Source organism: Deltaproteobacteria bacterium, assembly GCA_016208165.1.
Classification (GTDB): Bacteria; Desulfobacterota; Desulfarculia; order JACQYL01; family JACQYL01; genus JACQYL01.
Window position 1 is genome coordinate 26,255 of the sequence record JACQYL010000071.1, and the last position, 25,191, is coordinate 51,445.

At 56.5% G+C, this 25,191-nt stretch carries 17 protein-coding genes; 2 read left to right on the plus strand and 15 right to left on the minus strand.

Features of this window, described 5'->3' with window-relative positions; genetic code table 11:
• Positions 1–30: 30 nt before the first annotated feature.
• Positions 31–234: a hypothetical protein gene (locus HY788_14875; protein ID MBI4775430.1), complete on the minus strand. Its 204-nt coding sequence runs from the start codon at positions 232–234 to the stop codon at positions 31–33.
• Between the two features lie 114 nt (positions 235–348).
• On the minus strand, positions 349–771 hold the full coding sequence (locus HY788_14880; protein ID MBI4775431.1) for a 50S ribosomal protein L11 methyltransferase: 423 nt from the start codon (positions 769–771) through the stop codon (positions 349–351).
• A 144-nt stretch (positions 772–915) separates the two neighbouring features.
• Between HY788_14880 and gmhB the strand changes: the two genes are divergently transcribed.
• Entirely contained in the window at positions 916–1,494 is a 579-nt protein-coding gene (gmhB, locus tag HY788_14885) for a D-glycero-beta-D-manno-heptose 1,7-bisphosphate 7-phosphatase (protein MBI4775432.1), read from the plus strand.
• A gap of 103 nt (positions 1,495–1,597) precedes the next feature.
• On the opposite strand, the gene HY788_14890 is transcribed toward gmhB, so the two are convergent.
• The 8 genes from HY788_14890 to HY788_14925 form a co-directional block, all read right to left on the minus strand.
• Complete coding sequence (locus tag HY788_14890; protein MBI4775433.1) at positions 1,598–2,740, minus strand: cysteine desulfurase; 1,143 nt, start codon at positions 2,738–2,740, stop codon at positions 1,598–1,600.
• 168 nt (positions 2,741–2,908) lie between these two features.
• The gene (locus HY788_14895) at positions 2,909–4,129 is read right to left on the minus strand and encodes a beta-ketoacyl-[acyl-carrier-protein] synthase family protein (protein MBI4775434.1); all 1,221 of its coding nucleotides are present in this window, start codon (positions 4,127–4,129) and stop codon (positions 2,909–2,911) included.
• Positions 4,122–5,375 (minus strand): beta-ketoacyl-[acyl-carrier-protein] synthase family protein, encoded by a 1,254-nt coding sequence (locus HY788_14900; protein ID MBI4775435.1) that lies wholly within the window; start codon positions 5,373–5,375, stop codon positions 4,122–4,124. The genes HY788_14895 and HY788_14900 overlap by 8 nt, the downstream gene beginning before the upstream one ends.
• A gap of 366 nt (positions 5,376–5,741) precedes the next feature.
• Positions 5,742–6,404, minus strand: a complete 663-nt coding sequence (locus tag HY788_14905) for a hypothetical protein (protein MBI4775436.1) — start codon at positions 6,402–6,404, stop codon at positions 5,742–5,744.
• A 142-nt stretch (positions 6,405–6,546) separates the two neighbouring features.
• Positions 6,547–7,869, minus strand: a complete 1,323-nt coding sequence (locus HY788_14910; GenBank protein MBI4775437.1) for an HDOD domain-containing protein — start codon at positions 7,867–7,869, stop codon at positions 6,547–6,549.
• Positions 7,870–8,250: 381 nt separating this feature from the next.
• Positions 8,251–11,199, minus strand: coding sequence for a PAS domain S-box protein (locus HY788_14915; protein MBI4775438.1), 2,949 nt, complete (start codon positions 11,197–11,199; stop codon positions 8,251–8,253).
• A gap of 133 nt (positions 11,200–11,332) precedes the next feature.
• On the minus strand, positions 11,333–13,213 hold the full coding sequence (locus HY788_14920; GenBank protein ID MBI4775439.1) for an alpha/beta hydrolase: 1,881 nt from the start codon (positions 13,211–13,213) through the stop codon (positions 11,333–11,335).
• Positions 13,214–13,308: 95 nt separating this feature from the next.
• On the minus strand, positions 13,309–14,529 hold the full coding sequence (locus HY788_14925; protein ID MBI4775440.1) for a hypothetical protein: 1,221 nt from the start codon (positions 14,527–14,529) through the stop codon (positions 13,309–13,311).
• Positions 14,530–15,070: 541 nt separating this feature from the next.
• Here HY788_14925 and HY788_14930 point away from each other — a divergent pair.
• The gene (locus tag HY788_14930) at positions 15,071–15,925 is read left to right on the plus strand and encodes a VTT domain-containing protein (GenBank protein MBI4775441.1); all 855 of its coding nucleotides are present in this window, start codon (positions 15,071–15,073) and stop codon (positions 15,923–15,925) included.
• A 48-nt stretch (positions 15,926–15,973) separates the two neighbouring features.
• On the opposite strand, the gene HY788_14935 is transcribed toward HY788_14930, so the two are convergent.
• The 5 genes from HY788_14935 to glnA all read right to left on the minus strand — a co-directional run bounded on the left by HY788_14935 (position 15,974) and on the right by glnA (position 25,069).
• Complete coding sequence (locus tag HY788_14935; GenBank protein ID MBI4775442.1) at positions 15,974–16,954, minus strand: NAD(+)/NADH kinase; 981 nt, start codon at positions 16,952–16,954, stop codon at positions 15,974–15,976.
• A gap of 298 nt (positions 16,955–17,252) precedes the next feature.
• The gene (locus HY788_14940; protein ID MBI4775443.1) at positions 17,253–18,230 is read right to left on the minus strand and encodes an alpha-ketoacid dehydrogenase subunit beta; all 978 of its coding nucleotides are present in this window, start codon (positions 18,228–18,230) and stop codon (positions 17,253–17,255) included.
• A gap of 67 nt (positions 18,231–18,297) precedes the next feature.
• On the minus strand, positions 18,298–19,260 hold the full coding sequence (locus tag HY788_14945) for a thiamine pyrophosphate-dependent dehydrogenase E1 component subunit alpha (GenBank protein ID MBI4775444.1): 963 nt from the start codon (positions 19,258–19,260) through the stop codon (positions 18,298–18,300).
• A gap of 331 nt (positions 19,261–19,591) precedes the next feature.
• Positions 19,592–23,401 (minus strand): glutamate-ammonia-ligase adenylyltransferase, encoded by a 3,810-nt coding sequence (locus HY788_14950; GenBank protein ID MBI4775445.1) that lies wholly within the window; start codon positions 23,399–23,401, stop codon positions 19,592–19,594.
• 240 nt (positions 23,402–23,641) lie between these two features.
• Complete coding sequence (gene glnA / locus HY788_14955) at positions 23,642–25,069, minus strand: type I glutamate--ammonia ligase (protein MBI4775446.1); 1,428 nt, start codon at positions 25,067–25,069, stop codon at positions 23,642–23,644.
• Positions 25,070–25,191: the final 122 nt, after the last annotated feature.

Consider the following 25,191-nt stretch of genomic DNA (forward strand, 5'->3'; position numbering starts at 1 on the left):
ATCACCATCGCAATAAAGGAACCACCGTGCTCACGATGCACGGCCCGAAAGACCGCTCTTTTCCTTCTTGGCCTCCAGAATTTTCTTGAGATGATCGCGGTCCCGGCGCGCTTTCCAAAGTTCCGCCTCGATCCCGGAACGTTCCTCGAGGGGAGCGTTTTCGTACCTTTTCTCCAACGCCGCCACTCTCGTGATGGCCTCATACAGTTCTAACGCCAGATGTCTGATGGACATGTCGCTCTCTCGGCGCACCATTTCAAAATAAAGCGGGAGTCATAAACGCGTTCAGGCGGGACGCCGTCCAAAGCCTTCATCACAGGCCGTTTCATCGCGTTCAAACATGCCGCATCAAACAGACGGGGCCAGATTCCACAGAACGGAGAGAGCTTCGAGGCTCTCCCGCGTGGTGGGATGAAACCCCGCTCCAAACACGAGACCTGGATCCAGCGGCACCCGGATCACGCCCGGTTTCGCCTCCACATCGATCCAGTAAGGGTGTAACAGGAACGGTCCCGCCTCCAGAGGCGCGAGAGCCTGGCCTCCTTGCCATTCCTCGTAGGACATGCGATAGCTCTCCACCAGGTTCACTCCTTCGAGCCCGGTCAGCAACCGGTCCACCGTTCCCTCGGAAGGATTGCTGAAGAACAGAAACGAACAGTCGTCCTCCTTCCAGCATACCAGGGAAAATGGGGTCTTCGGCAGGCGATCCTTGGGTGGAACACCGTTCAAGTGGTATATATACAGATCTTTATATGGGGGCTCCGACGTCATACGCGCGTCCTCGAATTACCAGCGTCGAATGTAACATATGCGTCTGCAAGACCGCAATCCGGTCCTTGAAGGCCTGTCCTGAACGCACTATAATCCGGCTGCCGCCTCAATGGGGGTTCCGTTTTCTCGAATGGGGTCGTTAAGATGCGTCGTGGCAAGAAGAAACAGCCGACCGTTATCCTCGATCGCGATGGCGTCATCAATAAAGAGGGTATCGACTACGTAAAGAATTGGGACGAATTCGAGTTTCTGCCCGGAGTACTCGAAGCTCTGGCCATCCTGCACAGACAAGGCGTTCGCACTCTTGTGGCCACGAATCAGAGTTGCGTGGGCCGCGGTATCATCTCACGCGCCGATCTGGAAGAAATCCACACGAACATGCTTGCCCGGATACGGGACGCCGGAGGATATATCGAAAAGATTTACGTATGCCCGTGCAGACCCGAGGAAGGCTGCTCCTGCAGAAAACCGCTCCCGGGCATGTTGGAGGAAGCATCTCGGGACTTCGACCTGGATCTCGGGGAATGCTTCTTTGTCGGCGATGCGCAGACCGACATCTCAGCCGGCCGCCGAGCGGGATGCCGCACCGTGCTCGTTCTTACCGGAAAAGGTGCGGATACCCTGAAGCGCGTTGAAAATGGAGAAACCGAACAGCCGGACATGGTGGCGGAAGATCTGCCGGCAGCCGTAAAGGCGCTGCAGACGCATCTTTTCCATGATTAGGTGTTTTCATCATGTACTCATCCTATCCAACATGCTCGACCATCCGATTCGGCTATCTTGCAGCGGATAGACCTCCGGCAGAGTTGTCCCCTGCTCGATCTCTTCAGCGCTTGCCGGCTTTTCTTAGGGCGCTGTGGTAGGCCGACACGAGCATTTCCGCGGCAACCCCGATTTGCCCCTCCGTGGTAAGTCGCCCCAGCGTCAACCTCACGGCTCCCTTGCCTTGCTCCCGAGAAACGCCCATAGCGGCCAGAACATGACTCAGTTTGACCTGATCGGAGTGGCATGCCGCTCCCGTGGAAGCAAATATCTCGGGCGCAGCCGCCAGAACCTCTTCGCCTGCGACTTCCGGGAATCCCATAAACAAGGTGTTGGGCAGACGATACTCCGGATGTCCAAAGATCCGAAGGCCAGGCACCTGTTCCTCGAGCAAGGACTGTAATCGATCCCTCCATTCCCGCAGACGCGGAGGCAGGCGGTCCAATTCCCGGGCCGCCGCCTCGCACGCCGCACCCAGGGCCACGTCAAAAATAACGTTCTCCGTACCGGCACGGCGCCCGGTTTCCTGGGCGGCTCCGAACATGAATCGCGGCATTTCGATACCCTCCCGGACATACAGGGCGCCGACCCCTTTGGGTGCATATAGTTTGTGTCCCGCCACGGAGAGGAAATCCACACATAGTTCATCCACTCGAGCACTCACTTTTCCCACGCTCTGAGCCGCATCCGTGTGAAACAGAATCCCGCGCTCGCGACATTGACGACCGATCTCGGCGACAGGCATGAGTGTTCCCGTCTCGTTGTTGGCATGCATGACCGTGACCAGGAACGTCTCCGGACCCACGGCCGCCATTATGGCATCCGGATCGACTCGTCCCGTTTCGTCCACCGGCACAAAGGAAACCTCCCCCCCTCTGTTCATCCACTCGATGCAGGGTTCAATAATGGCGGGATGCTCTACCGCCGTAGTTACGATGTGCTTCTTTCGTCCCTTGAATCGAGCCCCCAGCCCGAGAACCACCGAGTTATTGGACTCCGTCCCGCCGGAAGTAAACACGATTTCGCCGGGCCGGGCGCCAAGGGCGGAGGCCACCTGGGCGCGGGCCGTTTCCACGGCATCGTGCGCCTTCCGTCCCAGGGGCGTTTTGCTCGAGGGATTGCCGAACTCATCATACAGGAAAGGCTGCATGGCCCTTCGAACTTCCCCGATTAAGGGCGTCGTCCCGTTATGATCCAGATATATCATGATCTTTCTCCCCCATGGATGCTCTCTATCTCGCCCGGTCACAGAACCCGCTGTACGAGCGGCAGATCGTTATCGATGCACTTCCGAAAACCGTACTCCGCGTACAAGCGGGCTCTTTTCGAGTTTCCACTCACCGCATTGGACAACATCTTGATACGTTATACAGATTCAATCCATTTTTCTGAACAACAAACTCACCTGGGCGCCCCCGGAGGCGATTGCGTTCAGAAGCCCATATCCCATTTCCCTTTCTCGCTTTTGATCGGAAACACCCGTCAACTCCGGCATGGGATTACGCAGGCCAAAGGTGGGAGGGAGGACGCCTGTTTGCAGTGACAGAGTCATGGCCGCCGCGCGGATGCCCCCGGAACTGAAACTTTCTCCCAACGCTCCCTTGATGGACGTCACGAACGGTTTCGGGTCCTTGCCAAATAATTTGCACAGAGCTCCGGCTTCGAGCGCGTCCAGTTTGATACCGCCGTTGGCTGCAGCGTACACGCAGTCCACGTCCTCCGCCTCTATGCCGCCGGTGGTAAAAGCCCTTTTCACAGCAAGCACGACTCCCCTGTCATCACCCGTCCAGTCCGTCAGAGGCGAAGGCGACGCGCTCATTCCCCACCCCGCGACCTCGGCGTAAGCGGCTGCACCCCGGCTCTCGGCGTGTTCCAGAGCTTCCAGGCATAGGACTCCCGCGCCCTCACCAACAGTGTATCCGTTTCTGCACACATCCAAGGGCCGGGCTTTTTCCTCTCCGCCTGCCGTAGGGGATAGAGCTCGAAAATGGGTCAAGGATTCGAAAAGCGTCTCTCCGAGTACATCCGCGCCTCCGGCCAGCATAACGTCCGCCGTTCCTTTACGAATCTCCGACACAGCGTAGGCAATAGCTGTTTCCGCGGAGACTTCCTTGTGGTTCACCGTGGTGTTGACTCCTCGGAAGCCGAGTTCAATCGAGGCGTGTCCGGCGGGAGCGTTCATCACCGTATTGGGTACGTGAAACGGATTGACCGCGTTCGGTCCTTCCTCGAACAGGGTTCTCGCCAGCCCGGCCGTGACCTCTGTGGATCCGAAAGCCACTCCGAGTATCATTCCGATCCGATCCCGATTCGAAGCGTCAATGGTGAGACCCGCATCGTCCAGAGCCATTCGGGCCGAACCCACCGCCATGCGGGAAAGCCGGTCCATTTTCCGAAGGTTCTTTGCCGAGATGAACTCCTTGGCCTGGTATTCGTTCACTTCAGCGCCTTGGTGGGACGGAAATCTGCCGGTATCGAAGGACCGGATCTCGCCAATCCCGCAGTCTCCCCGAACGAGACGCTCGAAAAAGGCATCCTTTCCCACACCCAAAGGGGTGACCAAGCCCAGTCCGGTTATGACTGCCCTCCTACTCATGGACGATCCCTTTTTCCGTAAATCTCCCCAAGACGAGCGTAGTGTTGTTGCCTCCGAAAGCAAAGGAATTGGAGAGCGCGATTCGGATATCCCCGTATCGGGCCCGACCGGTCACGTAGTCCAGATCGCATTCGGGGTCGGCTTCCACGAGGTGTATGGTAGGCGGAACGAAACCCTGCTCGAGGACGCATACGCAGGCAATGCTCTCGATGGCGCCCGCGGCCCCCAATGCGTGGCCCGTCATGGACTTGGTCGAACTCACCGGTATTCGATAGGCGTGGTCTCCAAACACTTCCTTGATGGCTCTGGTTTCCATGAGATCGTTGGCCGGGGTGGCCGTCCCGTGAGCATTGATATAGTCCACTCGTCCGGGTGCGATTCCGGAGTCTTCGAGAGCGGCAATCATGGACCGGGCAGCTCCGGAGCCCGTCGGATCCGGGGCCGTCATGTGATGCGCGTCGCCCGTCACGCCATAGCCCAATACTTCGCCAAGAATACGAGCCCCCCGATCCCGCGCATGATCGAACGCCTCGATCACCATGATTCCGGCGCCCTCGCCGAGAGACAAGCCGCGCCGGCCCCTGTCGAAGGGTTTGCAGTAGTCGGGGTCCATGGCCCGCAAGGCATTGAACGAAGCGAAGGTGATTCTGGACAAAGGCTCCGTGCCGCCGGCCAGAACCAGGCTTGCCGCACCCATACGGATAAGGTCTCCGGCGAAACCAATGGCCGTGGCGCTGGACGAGCATGCGGTCATTAAGGACGTTTTCGGCCCCATCAACCCGAGTTTCGAGGCAATGTGATCCGCGGTGGATGAACAATACAGCGATGACAGCTTCGAGAACCGTGCACGGCGGCCTTGGGTCCGAAGATAGCGGTCGAAGAAATCCTCCGCCTCCGGCATGCCCCCCGCTCCGCCGCCGATGACCACCCCCGCATCTTCGCGCAGATGTTCGGGAAGCGGAAACAGCCCGGCCTGTGTCAAAGCCTCCACTGTCGCGGCCATGGCCATCCGGTCCGAGCGGGACATCCGCTTCAAAGAGAACTCGACCGGTATGACTCTTGTCGGATCGAATTCTCTGACTTCTCCTGCAACCTGCGTTCTGTAGCCGGAAGTATCGAAAAGGGTCACCGGACCTATGCCACATTCGCCCGTCTTCAGCGCTTGTGAGAAATCCGGTACGTTCTTTCCGATCGAGTTCACGGTTCCCATGCCCGTGATGACCGCTCGCTGCGATGATCCGTCCATGGTTGTCCTTATACCAAGTTACGAGTCAAATGATAAGGACTCTTGCCTTGATCTTCAAATCGGACCCGTACCTCGGAAAAGTTCCAGTGCATGCCGGGTCAGCCCGTGGAAACCATTCTCGTGGGTTGAATCGGACTCAAGGCTTGGAGATCAGAGGGCGGACGGGCTGGAAGCTTAAAGCGGGAGTGGATTAAGAACGCACGCCTGCGTGCAGAAATCCGGCCGTTCCGCCGGAGGCGGTGCGGCCGGGGTCAAGGGCCTTCCATGCCAAGGGGACGCCGCTCTCCGGGCTTTTCTCGAACAAAGCCGGGGGGCGACGTTTTCGACGCCCCCCGGAAGAACCGCGTCTATCCTTGGAACGTGACACTAGAAGTCTTCGAAATCCTTGTGGTCCAATGGTATGACCTGCTCGGGACGCGCCTTTTTCGCACCGCCCGCAGCCATCTTGTCCGCTCTTACCGCGGTACGGGGTCGTGAAAGTTCCGGAAGCCCGGACGCGCCCTTTGTTTTCGACTTGGGATTCCGACGAACCATTTTCCCCTTATGGGTCTGTTCTTCTATTCCCATCAAAGCGACCAGGTCACGAACCGAACCCATCATTTGCTGTGCCTGGGCATTCATCTCCCCGGAAGCCCTGGCCGCCTCAACAGCGGCATTCAGCGCGAGGAGATTGGTCTGGAAAGCAATTTCGTCAATGGTTTTTATAATCTTCGACGTTGCTTCACTGGCCGTTGAAATGTCGTGCATGGAAGCAATCAACAGGGTCATGGACTCGTTGGCCTTGGAAACCACTTCAGCCGTCCGTTTCATCAGTTTGTCGGCCTGGGAGGCGTTCTCGGCGTTCTGCCGGGTCATGCTCGCCATCTCTTCCATGCAAGAAGACGTCTCCTCCGGAGAAGCGGCTTGCTGGGAAGCCCCCTCGGCCATGGAATGGCTTGAGGAAGCGACTTGATCCGAGGCGGAATCCACCTGTTTTGCGCCTTCGGACAGGGAATCGGATCGGCAGGAAGCATTTCGTGATCGCAGCATTCGGAGCAGGAGATGTCTCTAAGACTATCCTCTTCTTTCGGTGTATCAAATCGGATATTTTGGACAGAATTTAAGCGTTTTTCATGCAGGTTAGGAAAAAGGCCGATGGGAACACGGCCTGGATCCTACCGTTATCTTCATTTCACCTCTCGAGCACGCTTCGAGCCAGCGTCACCACCAGGAGGGGAAATTGATTCGGCTTCAAGCCGATTCTGGACAACCGTGACGCCAGACGTTCCGTTTCCATGTTCTCCAGTTCCCGGCCTGCATGGAATCTGCCCATAAGCAAGTCCGCAAAATAGACGATGTGAGCCAATTCCGGGTCGTCCTCGGAGTCTTCCGGCGAGTGGTGATGCGCGATGACGTCGAGGAGACGGCCGGGAAAACCCCATTTGTCCGCCATGAGCCCGCCCATGGCAGCGTGATCGATGCCCAACGTATCCGATTCCACCAACAGGAGACTCTCGTTTCCTTCTTGCATTCTCCGGTAAAACAGCGGATAAGCGTCGGCGATGTACTGGTCCATGGCCACCTTTCCGATGTCATGCAGAAGGCCGGCGGTGTATGCCACATCGGGAGACGAGACCTTCAGCAGCCTCGCCATCTGGGCTGCAACCGTCCCCGTACCCACGGCGTGCTGATAGAGGCCTCCTTTGATCAGTGAATACCCGAGTTCGTACGGCTCGAAAAACCCCTCGAGAGATGCGGAGCAGACCAGCCGCAACAGTTCCTTCTGCCCAAGCATGGTCAGGGCGCGGTCAATGGAGTCGATCTTTCCTCGAATGCCGATCAGCGCGGAATTGCAGAGATGCAGAACCCGACCGGCAATGACCTGGTCCGATCGCACGTCCGCGGACAAGTCGCCGAGATCGTAGGCGTCGTCGTTGATCATCCGTACGATTTTCAGGACCAATTGGGGGATGGGCCGCAATCGACTCAAAATGAAGTGGATATCTTCCCGGGAAAACTTCTTGAAGTTTTTCATCTCCGGTTTCAACCGCAACCCCACGGGCTCGATCCGGGTCTCCCAGTTCCTCAAGTCAAGGCTCAAACAGCACCCCAAGTGGCCGCCGGTCTCAGATTGTTCTATTTTGATGGAGGCATCGCGGAGGCGCTTCTCCACAATCTCCGTGGTGCGTCCGCCGATATCCAGGAATAGATCCGCCTCGGTCAACTTGCCCACCAAGGCGCCCCCGGCCACACAAGCACGGAGATGTTCCCGTCTCGCACCCGCCTTCTCGAGCGATTGAATAAACAAGGGCATTCCCGTGGTCGCGTAACGTTCGGGATGACGTTCTTTGTCAAAACCGACGGGTTCAGGGAGAATCAAATGAAGCAAACCACCCACACCGGCTTCCGGATCGCACATGGTTATGCCGACACAACTCCCAAGGTAAGCCTCCAAGACGGCCTCATCTTGCTTGCTTACCGCATAATCCCCGCTGGAGACGATCCGCTTGTGCATAGCAGTCCTCATCAATAAGTGGATTCATTCCGGACTACCCTCTCAGACAGGTCAATTCATCCCGATCCCATCATCGGGGAGCGCCCATTTCTTGAACAACAAGGATCATCGGTTACTACAAGGAAAACGCCAAGCCCAACGAGCGCATGGGCAAAATGATGGATCGTATCGGGCTCGATGCATTCACGACCGGTGTCCTCGGTCAGTGACAATCGGTTGGGAGATCCATCGAGCATGGCCGTGGGGCTCCCGGCTGGAAGGGATTCGGCCGGGGAAAGAACCAGCGGCCGGGGGCCCGGCCAAAACCGCTGCGGCCGTGCGCGCAGTGTGAAAAACACCTCAGGGAGACGTTTTTCGCGTCTCCCTGACCACCTCCAAAACCTAGCGCCTGTCCAGAGCCGTTCTGATCTTCTTGAGCAGGTCTTTGAAGCGGTAAGGCTTGTCAATAAATTCCAGCGCCCCCGCTTCGGCGCATTTCCTCTTCCACTCATCCGCCGTGTATCCGCTGGCGACAAGCACCTTGGCTTTCGGGTCCACCGCCATCATTCGATCCAGCGCTCTTAGACCGCCCATCCCCGGCATACCGAGATCCATGACCACCAGATCGATGTTGTTTCCCCTCTCCCTGTAATACTCAAGGGCTTCCTCTCCACTGGATACGTCAATAACGGAATAGCCGTAGCGTTCGAGAAATTGTCGTGCAACTTCTACCAGATCTTTCTCGTCATCCGCGACCAGAATGGTTTCATCTCCGCCCACCACGTGCTTTTCGAAGACTTCCTCTTCTTCGGCGTGTTGCACATCCGCATCCTTGAGAACGGGAAGTCGAATAAAGAAGGTCGTTCCCCGATATAGCTCGGACTCACAGGTTATCTCTCCCCCATGGTTCTTGACGATGCCGTAGACCGTGGAAAGCCCCAAGCCCGTTCCTTTGCCGACTTCCTTGGTGGAATAAAAGGGTTCGAAAGCATGTTTCAGCGTTTCCGGCCGCATACCCTGGCCGGTGTCCGAAACCTTGATCCGGACGTACCACCCTGTTCCGGACTGCGTATCCGTACGATCAGAATCCCGTTCCGGCGATATGTTTTCGGTCGAAAAAGCGAGCGTTCCCCCTTTAGGCATGGCGTCACTGGCATTGGCGCCCAGGTTCAGTAAGAGCTGCTGCAGTTGGGTTACGTCTCCGTTAATCGGTCTCAGGTCCTCGGCAAGCATTGTCTCAATTCGAATCATCTTGGGAATCGTTCTCTTCAGCATCTCAACGGCCTGAATCACGGATAGGTTGAGGTCCATGGGTTTCAGTACCGGCTCGATCCTGCGCCCGAAGGTCAACAGCCGCCGTACCAGATCGGAAGCTCGACCCACGGCTCGGTCGATCTGCTCGAGATATTCCCCGGAGCCCTCGAACTCTGCCTTGGAAGCCGACGCCATCTGGACGTATCCGCTGATGGCTTGCAGGATGTTGTTAAAATCGTGGGCAATGCCGCTGGCCAGAGTACCCACCGCTTCCATCTTTTGGGACTGTTGCAGTTGTGCTTCCAGCCCGGCCTTCTCCTCTTCAGCTTGTTTCCGCTCGGTAACATCCAGAATCTGAGCCACGGTCTGAACGTTTCCCGCCGAATCCTTGACAATCGAGGCGCTGACCTCGACGGTTCTCTTCTCGCCGCCCCTCCGCACCAGCTTTATTTCGAATCTCGAAGGGGCGTCTTGAGTTCCCCTCTGTCCTTTCACGTAATACCGGACAGCCATCCGCCTGTCGGCCTCGTCCACAAATGTTCTGAAATCCTTCCCAATGACTTCCGCCGGCTTGTAGTCGATGATCCTGCAGAGTTCTTCATTGACATATATCAGCTTAAACGCATCATCGACGATAATGATGCCGTCGTGGGAATGTTCGACGATGGAACGGAACCTGGCCTCGCTCTCTCGGAGGGCTTGCTCGGCTTGCCTGCGTTCGGTCAGGTCCCGGACCACAACGGTTCTGACCCTTCGGCCGCCCAGAAGAAGATTCCTCGGATGGACCTCGATGGGAAAAGTGCTCCCATCTTTTCTTTTTGCTAATACGTCATAGGATTCTTCGCCTCCTTGCCGAACATGTCTGAGCAACACACGGCGAGATTCGGGAGCAATGGTATCCACCGGATCCAAACCGATCAGCTCTTCTCGAGTGTATCCGTACATCTTGGCAAAGGGCTCGCTGACGTAAAGAATCCTCCCTCTCTCGTGTATTATGATGCCGTCCAACGAGGCCTCGTCCGAAAATTTTCGAAACTTCTCTTCGCTCTCCCTCAGCGCTTCTTCCCCTCGCTTCCGGTCGGTTACATCCCGAACCACGCCGACGGCATGCCATTTGCCACGAAGTTTCAGGGAGGAGATCGAGATCTCGACGGGAAATTCCTCTCCGTTCTTTTTCAATGCGGAGAGCTCGAGGGTTTTGCCCACGGCCGGCCCTTCACCTGTCTCTTTGAATGCGCTGAACGCCGTGTAGTATGACTCATGATAGATCTCGGGCGCCAGGAGCAAATGCAGCTCTCTTCCCAAGGCCTCTTCCGGGCTGTATCCGAACATGGCTTCCGCTGCTTTATTCCAGAAGGAGATTTTGCCTTCAGCGTCGATCATCATGATGCCGTCCAGGGCCCCCCCACTGATGCTCCGGAATTTCTCCTCACTTTCTCTCAATGCGCACTCGATGGATCTACGCTCCCGGATTTCCTGCTGCAACTTCTCGTTCGCTCGGGACAGCTCAATGGTGCGTTGCTCGACCATCCTCTCGAGAACCGTATGGGCCTTGCGAAGGGCGCACTCCTGCTTCAACTTTGCGCTCAAAGCCGAGGCCAGTTGATATATTTCCGCAAGATTAAAAGGCTTTTGCACATACACCAGTTTGTGGGACGGCGGAACACGGCGTACGATTTCTTTGGGGTGAACATCGGAAAATCCGGTGACGATCACGATCTCGACGTCCGGATCGATCTCTCTGATGCGTTCCGCCGCCCATATCCCGTCCGGTCCGGGTGGCATCCGTACATCGAGAAAGACAACGGCAAAAGGCTTCCCTCCCTGCACCGCCTCCCGAACAAGTTGTACGGCTTCATCCCCTTGAGAGCACACGATCAATTCGAAAGGCGCCTGCTCCGATTCGGACCACTCTCCTTCGAAGACCGTTCCGGACAGGACCACGGCCTCGGAAAGCAACCCGCCATCCTCTTTCATTGGCGCCAGGAGCTGCACGTACAGCTCCAGAATCGACTTCTCGTCATCTACCGCAAGGATTCGTAAACCGCTCGGTCGACCGTTTTGCTTATCCGGATGTTCGCTTCCAATAGGATTCATGCTGAAATGTCTCTCGCCCAAAACAGGGCCAAGCGTAAATAGCGGTATCTTTTTGCCTCTATCTTCCCACATGGGTCATGCGCCCATCACCGTCTCACAACCTCGGGACCGATTCATGAGACAAGGCCACGATTCAAGGAGTATCCTCGAACACGAGGGCCACCTCCCCGGAATAAGCCTCGCCCGGCAAGGCGGCGTCCAATCTCCCGTGGACGCCATCGGTCGTTTCCAGCTCCGCAGTGTAACCCTGCCCACCGACGTCGTCGCTCGCATGGATTCCGCCGCCGCACTCCGGAACCTGGTAAGCTACAAAAGTTTGAGCATCCCGGGTGCAGACCATGACGCATGAACCGCTTTCATACTTCTGCAGGTAAAAAGAGGGACCCCCGGACAGACTGTCTACCGGCTTCCAAATGCCGTTTGCCGGCTCAACGGAAGAGGAGCCGGTACCGGCCCTGTCCGCAAAAGCCCGCTGAACCGCTCCGGTAAATCGTCCATTCGCCAATGTTACGTCGATCTGTCCTTCCGTTTGGCTGGTCAGCGCGAGCGACAAGCTGAACCCTCGACCTCCCAGGTCGTCTTCCGCGCCGATGCCGTCGTTGACATCGAGGTCCTGAAAAGCAACGAAGGACCGCCCGTCCGTGGTGAAAACGAGGATACAACTGCCGCCCGTGTATTTCTGCAGGTAAAATGGGATCGATGCCTCATCCTGCTGGAGCTTCCAGATCCCGTTCAGCGGGACGATGGGCGGCTGAAACGATCGGGACTCGATCCAATCGACAATCATGTCCGTCGGATTTTTGTAGGGTCCCGGTTTCGGATTGGGTCCGAAATCCTGAAAGCACGAAGTGGGCGGCATCCCGTCCGGATCGCCCAGCGCCGCGGTCAACGGCTCCGTGCTTCCCGTGTACTGAATGGCCATCATTTCCGTCACGTGCGTAAATTTCTCCAGGTACGATCGAGTCACATCTAAATTGAGATCCGTCAGCGCCTGCTCGAACGCCAAGGTTTGGGCCGTGAACTCTGGAAGATCTTGCTCTGCGTGAAGGATATGGAACGGTGGGAGCGTTATGCCTTGCTCCACATAATAGAGAGGCGAAGCCTCATCCAACACGGCATCCGTGCACTTCGGCTCCAGATTATGCCCGCATCCCTTGAACAACTGATCGAGGAGGTCATGGTACAGCGCGTCCGACAGGTTTTTCAGCGAATACACTCCACTCATACTGATCGCTCCTCTTATCCGATCTCTCAGGCTGTAAGTTTCCGAGCCCTGCCCGTAACGCTTTTCGTCAAATTTTGGGTGCGTGGCCAACAGCGAAACGAGATGGCCTCCGGCCGAGTGTCCGAAAACAAAGATATTCCGGGTATCTCCATAGTAGGGAGGCGCCGAGATGTGGTCCACGACCCATTCCAGAGCTTCGGCCACATCATCCATGTTGTCCGGGTACCAGGCCGCTTTGGATCGATCGGTGTATTCGGGAGGTACTCCCGACTTCTCCCATGGGTCCGGGGCGTCCGCACCTTCGCACGCCTCCCGGGTGGGGCAGGTAGCGGCCGTAAACGTTTCGTCCGCAACGAGCCGATAGTTGATTACCACCGTGACCCACCCTTTCTCTCCGGTGAACACGGTGGGGACAAAGCGGTACCATTCCTTATATCCGCCCTCCCAGCCTCCTCCGTGCACATAGAAGACGACGGTCCTCGAAACGGACGCATCATCCGGATAATAGATATCGAGGCTCCTGGTATTGTAAGCAACCATCTCCTCGTACAGATCCACGTCATCATTGCTGCAGTCCGGAGGGTCTTCCTCGGCATCATCCGCCCAAGCGCTTCGCAGTTCGGTTACCGGGAACGGCTCCCCGTACGCCACATCCCAATCACATTTGAATCCGACTCCCAGACCGGAGCAGTCGTCACATAAGGCCGGCCAAGGAGCCGGCGCCACGGCGGTAAATGCAACGACGAAAGCAATCATGGTCAGGAACGATGGCCGCTTCTCAGCATGCATATTCACTTCTTTCCATTACATAAAGGGTACGGTTTGCGCCAAGGCCTCCACCCTTGCAGGAATCGACCTTCACTTCACGTCGGATCGAGCCTCCTTCAGGAAGGTCTGCCGTCTTTACCAATGACCACACCGCTCGCTTCAGGCAGACGGGCTGCCTCGTTTTCTTTGGCTCCCAAAAATTCGGAGACGCCTTTTTGATCCAGGCGCCGGATTTCGTCGCTATGGTCGATCGCCCATTCCGACAGATCCTTCGGATCCGACGCTTCGTCACATCTGTCCAGCTTAGCCAGAATCTCGCTCCAGTATTTGGCAGGATACAACTGAGGGATAAAATGAACCGAATAGTGACGGCCGCCGGCCGACTTCGGCGCGCCTTCCGCGGTGAACCGGTCCTCTTTTCCCGATTCGTTCAACTGCGGGTGTATTTCCAGGAAGTAGGTCCGCCCGGCAACGACATTGGCTTCCAGTATGTCGACCGACTGCTGTTCGAGGGAAAAAAGCTTCAGCAAGTGCTTTCCCGGACTGCAATTGTAGGCATACATGGTCCGAGGAGCCAAGCTCACTACAGGAGTGACGCCGTCGAGGATCACGGTTCGAAACGGGAATTCCATTCCGGAAGGTCTGTAGAAAACGATGACGACGCTGTCTTTAGACGCGGATAATTCCGGAGCGGCGGGTGTTTTTGGGACCCCGGCGGCTGAACTCTTAGCTACCGCCCGCTTCTGGGTATCGGGAATGACAATTCCGGACTCCGCCTTCAAACGCTTCCTGTTGGACTCAGGTTCCGCCAAAAAACTGCTCGACCCAGTCTTGTTCAGCCGGTCCAGCCGCGTTCGATAATCCTCCACAAACTCCTTCACCTGACTTTTCGGTATCGATCTCTCTTCGCAGTCATTGACTTCCTCCATCAGCTTGCCGAAACCGAAGTTTTCACTGTGTTCCGGTTTGAAACGAACTTCGAACATGCTCGAAGTGAGCAGCACGAAGTAGGTTCTTCCGGGCAGCAGATCGGCGCCCATGAAATCCACCGAGTTTACCGAGAACAATTTGAAAAGATGTTTTCCCGGCGACGTGACGTAGGTGTACCTATGTTTCTTGTGAAACGTCATTAGCGGTTTATCCCCATCGTACACGATGGTTTTTCGAGTAACCCCGATGGACGGAGGGCGGTAGAAAACGACGACGGACGCGTCTTTTGGGGCCCTCGGCGACTGGGACTCGGACGCCGCAGCCTGACCTGCGTCGGACCACAAAGAGCCCACGAACAGGAGGGCGAGGAACGCGACACACATCGAACTCGAACGACGTTTTGCCATAGGTGCTCACCTCCAAAGAGCTTAAACGGGTTGATAAAACGGATTTCAGGTTGGTGCGGCCGCCCCTAGCTATTCTTGATGGATTGGAGATTGCCGTCTTTGACAATTACCTGCCTATTTCTTGAACGCTCCATTACGTTTTTTCAACCCCGATTTTTCGGCCGGCCAACAGTCGACATCGCCGGCCGCGACTTTCCTGCCCCCTGGAATCGCCGGAATATCTTCTTTCCCGAATGAGATCCTGTCCGCCTGCTGCTCGCCGGGCGCCCCCTCATTCATCCGGCAGAGAATGGACGATCACCGGCGCCACATACGTTCCGGGTTCCCGATACTCGATGTCACCGACTTCAACCGGCGCCGAAGGGGCCTTTGTCCCCTTTAATCCGAAAACCCATAAAGGAATATCGGCACAACGTAGGGAAACCTGAGACCAATTTACAGGCGCCAAGGGGAGTAACGATCCGGACCAGGCACAGAATTGTAAAGACAGCTTTTCCCCTTTTTGCTATACGATACAGCGAGCATTCGTGCGGTGGAAAGAATGCTTGAAGCACGGGTCCAATACCCCAAACCTTTGAACCCGTCCGCGCAGCGCGAACGGACATCCCGTGAACCCTTCAGCCCAGCCTGGGTACCCATGAAGGCGGAAAGCGACAATCCAACATCTCCAGCCGGCGCCGACGGTCGCAGAAGCCTGTTTCAGGAGCGGAACGACCATCCGGGTCCTTCGCCCCGACTCTTGTCCCTCCAGAAGCGCACCATCCTCAGAGGCCTGGTGTTCATCTTGGTCTTAGTTCTTGTCGGGTTCCTGATCGAGGCGACCGGCTTGAAGCGAATCCTGGACGCTCAATGGGTCGATGGGCAAATACGAGAGAAAGGTGTCACCGGATGGGCTATGTTTGTGGGCGTATCCGGACTGCTGATCGCTGTGGGATTGCCGCGCCAGGTTCCCTCCTTCTTCGGGGGGTACGCTTTTGGAGCGGCGGGGGGAGCCCTCCTGGCGCTGATCGCCTGTGGTTTCGGTTGCGCGATTATTTTCGGCTACGCCCGCTTTTTGTGTCGGGGTTTTCTGGCCAACCGTTTGGGTAAGAGAGCCAGGGATCTGGACTCGCTGTTGTGCCGGAATCCGTTTTTCATGACCGTCGTCATTCGCTTTATGCCGGTGGGCAGCAACTTGCTCACCAGCTCGGTCGCGGGAATGAGTTCCGTTCCCTTTTCACCGTTTTTTTTCGGCTCGATGGTAGGGTATACGCCTCAAGTGCTCATTTTTTCCTTGTTGGGCAGCGGGATACGCGTCGATCCCACCCTTCGAATCAGTGTGGCCGTTCTGTTGTTCGTTATTTCCATGTGCGCCGGTTTTGCGCTTTACCGGAAGTACTGCGATCAAAAAGGGTGAGCGGACGCAGGCGGACCAACACCTCCGGTTTACGGCTTTTCCACATGCTTATGATGTCAGAACGTTCCTCTTCATGGCCGCGGTCATGGCTTTGTGCACGTCGACCACGATGGGACCTTCATTGGTGAGGCGGATGACGGCTCGACGACCGGGGGAAACCTCCAATTCCCGTTCTCCGTCCAACGCCAGGACACAGGGAACGAAGCGGATCTCCATTTCATCACCCATGTGCATGACCTTTTGGGTTGTTACGAACACCTTCTTTATCATTCCCGGAGCCACGGGAGCCGTTACGGGTCTGCCGCCGGCCCCAAGTTCCAGGTACAACCCCCTGGGTTCGTCCGGCGTTATGGGTTCAAGCAATCCGCCGATGGACGAGAGGCCTATGCTGTCCGGTCTGGCTCGCGTGAGGAAAAGCTGTTTCACCTTTTCCATGTCCCAGACGGCCCTGGAAGCCACGAAGCGATCGTCGTACACCACGGCGTCCACAAGCGCCAAATCCGTTTCCTCTCCATCCAATATCACTGCCAGCTTCTTGCACCGATAAGAACACTCGCTCAAAGGAACCAGTTTTCTTGCCACGATACCGGCCGCCAACCCGGCAATGGTCCCTTCGATCATGGATGGGAAAACATTGTTCGTTCCCGTGGAAATGGGTACAATCGGCACGTTGACGCTCCCTTTGGCGGCTGCTCGGTTGGTGCCGTCCCCTCCGACGGTCAGGATACAGGTTGCGCCTCGCTTCTCCATGATCGCGGCGGCTTGAACCGTGTCCTGCTGATTTCCCATGGGTTTGAAGTTCGCCGGATAGACACGGGCGGTCATGTTGAGTCGGCTGCAAGCACGCTCCACGATGCCGAAATAGTCCGGCATGTAGCACACTTCTTCAACCCCTACGGCTTCGAGGCCCAGGAGGACCCGCCGGACGATACGCACCTTTTCCTGATTGTCAAACACGCTTCCGTGGGCTACCAGCCTTCGTATGTCCTTACCGGAAGCCGGGTTCGCTATGATACCAACGATCGACAATATGCTTTTCCTTTCTTCAGATTTCCTCTGATCCCAACCTCGATTCCGTATCCAAATCCCGCTGCGCTGCAATCGATCGGAAGCCGAACCTCAGGCTCCTCATTTTCTTTTAAGCGTCGCCGGGGTCGATCTTTGTCTCGTTGCCGGTTTCAAGATAGGGTTCGCCGTGCGGGACGGAGATACTCGATCCCGCACGAGGGGTTCGGACGTTTGGGAACGTCGTTTAGCGAGGACGGTGGGAAACCCGGGCCCGCCTCCAAAGGCATCGAGGAATCCGGCCCGGCAAGACACACGGCTGTTATTGACCCATCACCGTTCTTATCGCCTTCGTGATCTTCTCCTCACTCGGGATGAACTCCATTTCGAGCGGCGGGGAGAAGGGAACGGGCGTAAAGGGTCCGGCCACGCGAAGTATGGGCGCATCCAGGTAGTCGAAAGCCTTTTCAGCGACAAGGGCCGCGATTTCAGCTCCAGACCCCGCAAACTTGACCTCTTCATGTACAATGACCAGACGGTGGGTCTTACGAACGGAATCCAGGATGGCCTCTTCGTCCAGCGGCGAAAGGGTTCGAGGGTCCAGGACCTCGACACTAATCCCCTCGCCGGCAAGCTTCTCAGCGGCCTTCAGAGACCTATGCGTCATCTGACCTGTGGCCACGACGGTTACGTCGGAGCCTTCCCGCTTGATATCCGCTTTTCCCAGCGGAATGGTGTATGCTCCCGCCGGCACTTCACCTTCCATGCCGTAAAGCATCTTATGCTCCAGGAACACGACGGGATTGTCGTCTCTGATGGACGAAATGAGCAGCCCCTTGGCATCGTAGGGTGTGCTGGGAAAAACGACTTTCAGCCCCGGCACATGCATGAACCACGCCTCCAGACACTGGGAATGCTGAGCCGCGGCGCCCATTCCCGCGCCGCACGTGGCCCGGAGCACCAGAGGAATTTTCGCCTTGCCGCCAAACATGTACTTCATTTTGGCCGCTTGATTGTAGAGTTGGTCCAGCGCGACTCCGATGAAATCGACGAACATCAACTCGATCACCGGTCGAAGGCCCGCCGAGGCGGCGCCCACGGCGGTTCCGATGATGGCGCTTTCCGTAATCGGCGTATCCCGGACGCGCTTGGAGCCAAATCGATTCAGCAGCCCGCCGGTGACGCCGAAAATACCTCCATACACGCCCACATCTTCTCCAGCGACGTATATGTTCGGATCCCGCTCCATCTCGATGACATGGGCATCGTTCAAAGCTTGAGCAATATTCATGGTCGGCATAGAAACATCCTCCCTTCTTTGTAACGTGCGCGGCCTGGGTTGTGGAAAACCGCAGGCGCTTGACCCATCAGATTGTGTATACGTCCGTCAGGACGTCGCTCGGATCCGGCAGCGGGCTTTCTTTTGCAAAACGACTCGCCTCGTCCAGTTCCTTGCGGATGGAGCTTTTGATCTCGTCGATTTTTTTCGGATTCAACACGCCCATTTCCGTCAGCTTCTTTTCGAAACGGGGTATAGGATCCTTTTGTTTCCACTCTTGGAGTTCTTCATCATTTCTGTATGCGCAAGGGTCTCCCTCGAAATGGCCCCTGTGGCGGTACGTCTTGCACTCGATCAGCGACGGCCCTTCTCCGGCCCGGGCCCTCTTAACAGCCTCGACAGCCGCCTCGTGGACGGCTGTCACATCGTTTCCATCCACCACCACACCGGGCATATCATAGGCTGCGGCCCTGTCGGCAATGTCCGCCACGCACATGGAATTGATGGTGCAGGACGATATGCCGTAAAGGTTGTTCTCATTGACGAATACGACCGGCAGTTTCCAGCAGGACGCCAGGTTCATGGCTTCGTGCGTGGTCCCCTGGTTGGCTGCGCCGTCACCGAAAAAACAGACGGCCACTGCGTCCGTTCCCAGATACTGGCACGCCAATGCGGCCCCTGAAGCCAGCGGAGGGCCTCCTCCTACAATACCGTTGGCCCCCAGTATGCCCAAGTCCACATCGGCAATGTGCATCGAGCCGCCCTTGCCTTTACAGTATCCCGTGCGCCTGCCGAAAAGCTCGGCCATCATCAACTTGACATCTCCCCCTTTGGAAATGAGATGTCCATGGCCTCGATGCGTGCTCGTAATGTAGTCTTTGTCGGTCAGTGTCGCACAGACCCCTGTGGCAACGGCCTCCTCTCCCACGTAGAGGTGGACAAATCCCGGAATCTTCCCTTCGGCGAAATACTCCGCGACCTGCTCCTCGAACATGCGGATTTTCATCATGGTCGAATACAATTCGATCATTTTTTCGTCGGTAAGACTCATTTTCCCAAACCTCCTGTGTTTCGGGTAAGAAAACCAAATAGGTCGGTCCTACGGGTATGATGTTGCCTTGTCAGGCGTTATCCCTCCTTTCCGTGCTGAATAGGTGTGGGTACGTTTCACCTTCAGACTAAAAAACACTATCAAACGGCTGATCCCTGAATGTATTCCTTTTTGATTATGCGGGAATAGGATGTGTTTGTCAGCAACAAACTCTCGAATCAGCTCCAACAAACGGGGCTCTCATCGACTATGGACGAGTGTACCACAGACACACGGCGTTCGGTAAAAAAAACCGGCCGCGGACCATCTCGATCCTTTCGCGATCCGCCGTTTACGATTCGCCGGCCAGAAACTCCCGATACGCCTTCTGAACGCGCTGCAGGCATCCGTCCAGTTGCGCCGTGAACGCTTCCGCATCCGAGTTTACCCCCAGCATTCGTTTGGCCAGGGCTGTAAGTTCTTCCGGGCGCTGGGGCACTGCGTGAATCTGCCGGTCCTCCATGATTTGTAAGCAGTGTTCGACTCGCCTCAGAAATAGGTAATCCTCCCTCAGTTGGGACGCGACGTCCTGCGGCAGCAACCCCCTTTCACAGAGGGCGTCAAGAGCGGTCAGACTGTTTCCACCCAATAGTTCGGGATGGTCCGAGGCATATATGAGTTGGAGACCCTGAACGAGAAACTCGATGTCTCGGAGTCCGCCCAGGCCGGTCTTAACATCCGTGCCCGACACGAGGCCTCCCCAGAGCTTCTTCACGGCTGTTTTTCGCAGCTTCTCGATCGAGGCCACCACCGCATCCCGGTCGCGCCGCTCCATCAAGATGGGCCGGACCTGTTCCATGATTCGATCCCCAAGCCGCATATCCCCGGCAATTGGCCTTAGTTTCAAAAGCGCCTGTATTTCCCAGGGAGACGCTTTGTGCCGGTAGTAGTTGACCAGGCTGGATAAGGACGGCACCAGTTCGCCGGATCGACCGTAAGGTCTCAGCCTCAGATCGACACGATACGCATAGCCCGCGTCCGTGTGTGACGAAAGGTCCGATCGAAGCCGATCCACCGCCAGGGCGAAGAGATCCTTTTTCACTGCCCACGGCGGGGCCGGGTCTTTCCCGCCCGGAGATGAGTCGTCAAACACGGAGAGCAGGTCGATGTCCGAACTGTAATTCAGTTCGTCTCCACCCAATTTGCCCAGCGCCAACACGCAGAGCCGTTCCCGTGGAGGCAGGGTATCGTCCGGAATTCGGCCCTGTTCCTGCAACGTCTCCCATACGTTTTCGAGGGCGACCCGAACCAGCGCTTCGGCCAGGATGGATAGCTCATGGGTGATAACCTTCGTGGAAACATTGAACACCATATCCCGGGTTCCGATGCGTAGCAGTTCCCTCGTTCTCAGTCTCCTAAGCTCCTTGAGCCATTCCTTTTGATTCGGACCGGCCGACCGGAAGATTCTAAGCTCCTCTTCCAGATCCGCCTTTTTTCGGGTTTCGTACAAGTTCTTCGGCACGGTCAACCAGTCCATGAGGCCGGGATCGCGAATCACCGTATCCGCCAGGAACTGGCTTCCTGCGAGTATCCTCAACAACACATCGAGCCGCATAGGCTGAGATAGCAGCTGACGGTATCTGGACTCCGGGCTCGCCACCATGCGCATATATCGCTCCAGGTTGTTCAACGCCATATCGGGGTCAGGCGTATTGCGAAGCATGTCGAAGGCTAGTATGGCCAGACGGGCAAAGGCGTCCTGGCGGCTTCCGGTACCGGACAGATTTCGAATATTCACGTAGGCCCGTTCCACGTCCTTAAAGCCTGAATCCTCGAGAATGCGATTGCGGAGGTCCGCAGAGGGGTCTTCCGAGAGCACCAGGTCGGCCACTCCCCCGACGCGAACATCCGGAAGCGATTCACGGCCGAAATGCCGTTCAACGAAGGCGCGCACCGCAGCGGTATGCGTTTCGAAGTGTATGCGGAGCTGGTGAGCCGGGCCCAGGGCTCCTCCTCTCTCGTATCCCATTCGCCGGGCCAGATGGGCGAATTCCTCCGAACCCGGAGACGGAACAACCAGATCCTCCGCCGAGCCACGAAGCATGCGCAGGCCGTTGATGAGCTTGCGGAAGAAACCGTAGGCTTCCAAGAGACGGACGGCGTCCTGGGGAGTCAGGAGCGCTTCGTCGGACAAGGCGCACAGGGCCTCGTGGATACTGGCCGTCCTGAGGGAAGGCAGCTCCTCCCCGTACATCACCTGTAGGATCTGCACGGCGTATTCCAGGTCCACTAGACCGCCTGGACTGAATTTCGCGTTCAAATAGTCACCGCGCACCTTCACGTCGCACTGTTTTTTCCTCAATTTCAATACTTCTTGCACGTCCACGCTGTCCGATACGTATACAATCTGGTCCCGGATTCGTTCCAGCCGGGACCCCAGGGCTCCGTTTCCACCGATGGTCCGGAGGCGTACCAGCGCCAGCCGCTCATAAGCGTGAGCGGGTCCTCCTTTGGCATAATAGCGGGAAAAGCTCTCCAAGCTGCAGGCCAACGGCCCATCGTTCCCATAGGGGCGAAGTCTCAGATCGAGCCGGAAAATGCCTTCACGTTTTGCCTGAATAAACTCCCTGATCCCTTTGACAAATCGGTCAAAGAATTCAGAGTTTTCCAGGGGCTCGTCTCCGTCCGTCCGACCGTTATCGCTGTAGACAAACAGCAATTCAATGTCGGATGCGTATCCCAGAGCCGTCCCCCCCACCTTGCCAAGTCCCATGATAGCATATTCGGTTTCGATGCCGCCCACGGTCCGGGGAACCCCGAAGCGCCGGACCAGGTGGCCATACGTGAGCCTGGCGGCTGCATTCACCACGCTCTCGGCAAGACGGGTCAGCTTTTCGGAGAACGCCCGAAAATCCATACCTGTTTCCAGAATGTAGTCCAGATCGATAAGAAAGAGTTCTCGATCCTTGAAGGCATTCAACTGCTTGCGTTGCCGCCCGACATCGGAAATCCCTTTCAGTGCTTCGGAAAGCCGATGGGGCAGCGTCTTCGAGGGATGGCTTAGGCTGTGACCTTTCATCTGGGGCTTCAGCATGGGAAGCAACGTCTCGTATTGAAGCCGGATGAAGTCCTCCCACAGATAGGTGCTGGCTCCCAGAAGCCTCGCCAGATCTTTCAAGGTTTCCGGGTTCGAAAGCAGTTCGAGCCACTTCCCTTCTTTGGGCAGACGCAATACGTCCTCGACCAGGTGTCCGAAACGGCTCAAAGCGGTATGCGCGTCAGGGGCCTTTTCCAGGAAATAGGTGAATTGCTTGGTGAGCAAGACGGACAACCGGATCTGATCGAGAATATTCGGATCTTCGATTTTACGATTCCGGACGTCCACAAAATCAATTTCGTCTTCTATCCGTCCGTCCGTGGTTCGTATTTTAACCTGTTCAATGGAGATTTTGTTAAAGGAGAGAGCGGCGGTCAGGGTGTACAAGAACGCGATCGTATCCTCGGACACCACTTTCATACGGGTGTAGGGGCCGCTGACGTTGTCAATGTCGATTTCAACGGGATAGAGAACCGGATTGGCGGCAAATCGGCGACTGGCCAGTTTCTTCACCACCATCTCGTTGACGAGTTGCTTCGCCCGAACTACGGCCTCCCCGCTCCCATTCTCGAGCTCGAGCAGAACCGCCTCGACCGTATATCTGAACTCCTGAGCCCAACTCCGAAAAGGAAGCGTAGTATCGATCCTTCCAAAAAAATGATCGATAATTTTTCGTTTCGGCGGCTTCCGAATCGACCGCGGACTTCCAAACTGCCGGCCCTTTCGTTTAGGAAGCTCCTCGAGAGAGGCGGATCCATATGTGAACACGTTGCCGTATAGAATGTTGAATCCCATTCCCGCCAGTACGCCGGCCAGCAGGGAGAACAGGTTAGGGTAGTCGAAACCTAGCACCGTGCAATCCACGTGCGATTCACCCAGGTCTTCCAGCAAGACCTCTACGGGATGTTCCGGCGAAAGGCCGGAGAGCCCCGTCAGATGGTTGCAGATCTCGTTCACGTCGAAGATCTCGAAATACCGGTCGTCCAGGCGGGAGACATGCTCGGCCACCAAGGCTTCATCGACTTCGGGACAGGCGCTCTTTATCTCATTCGCGTCGGGTTTCATGATTTCCGGGTTTCTTCAGTTCAGCGATAGAACAACCGTTGGTCGGCATAGCCCGTTCTCCAATGGTGATTATACCCGATGCACCCGGAAGCACCAAAGGAAAAGGGGACCCCTTGATGTTCCAAGGAGTCCCCTGAACTCGTGTTGAATCAGATATCGTCCGGAAAACTAGGCCACCGGATTTCCCGCACGGTTCCTCTTCACCGGGGAAGTTGACACGGACCTGAAAATCCCCGTGTATCAGATATCGTAATACAGAGCGAATTCCCACGGATGTGGTCTCAAATCCACAGCCTGGACCTCGTTTTTCATCTTGTAGGAAATCCAGGTTTCAATCACATCCGGCGTAAACACGTCGCCCTTCAAGAGGTATTCGTAATCGTTCTCGAGAGCGTTCAGGGACTCCCTCAAGCTTCCCGGCGTGTGCGGAACCGTTGCCAGCTCTTCCGGCGGCAGGTCGTAAATATCCTTATCCAGCGGTTCGCCCGGATCGATCTTGTTCTGAATGCCGTCCAACACAGCCATCAGAATGGCCGAAAACGCTAGGTAACCGTTGCAACTCGGATCCGGACAGCGAAACTCGAAGCGTTTGGCGCTAGGGCTTGGCGAGTACATCGGAATACGCACCGCTGCGCTTCGGTTGCGGCTTGAATACGCCAGGTTAACGGGAGCCTCGAAACCCGGCACCAGTCGTTTATAGCTGTTCGTCGTAGGGCTGCAAAACGCCAGCAGAGAAGGGGTATGCTTCAACACGCCGCCTATGGCGTAAAGGGCCATCTCGGACATACCGGCGTATCTGTCTCCTGCGAACAGATTCACATCATCCTTCCAGAGAGACACGTGCACGTGCATTCCGCTTCCGTTATCGTTGAACAGCGGTTTAGGCATAAAGGTCACGGTCTTTCCGTGCTTTCTCGCAACGTTCTTGATCACGTACTTGTATTTAAGCAGCTTGTCGCCCATAGCTACCAGGGACGAGAACCTCATGTCGATCTCGGCCTGGCCGCCGCTGGCCACTTCATGATGCTGCGCTTCAATGGCGACCCCGATCTGTTCCAACAGCAACACCATCTCACTTCGGATATCCTGCTGGCTGTCCGTTGGCGGAACCGGGAAGTAGCCTTCTTTGTAGCGGGGCTTGTAGCCCAAGTTCGGACTCTCTATTCGCCCGGCATTCCATCGGCCTTCGATGGAATCCAGGTGATAGTACCCTTCATGTTCGTTCTGGTCGAACCGGACGTCGTCGAAGATGAAAAATTCGGCTTCCGGACCAATGTAAGCGGTCTCCGCGATGCCCGTGGTTTTCAGATAGGCTTCAGCCTTGCGTGCGATATTTCTAGGATCCCGCGTATAGTCTTCGCCCGTAATGGGGTCGCAGATGTTGCAGATCATGACCAGCGTCTTGGCCTCGAAAAACGGATCGATAAACGCCGATTCCGGAACCGGCTTCACCAGCATGTCCGATTCGTTTATGGCTTGCCAGCCGCGGATGCTCGATCCATCGAACCCCAGACCCGCTTCGAACGTCTCTAACGAGATCTCTCTGGGCGGCACGGAGAAGTGCTGCCAAAGGCCCGGAAAGTCCATGAATCTGAGATCCACCATCTTAACGTCTTCTTTCTCTATCATACGTGTTACGTCTTTGGGAGTTAATGCGTTGTCACTCATATTGTTCCCTCCTTGGTGTCGTGTTCTTAAGCGCTGCATTCCGATGGATGTTCCCGGAATGTCCATCGTCGCAGCTTTTAAGTTTCAGCTCTCGGAAAAGACCCTATGTCCGAATCCCGGGA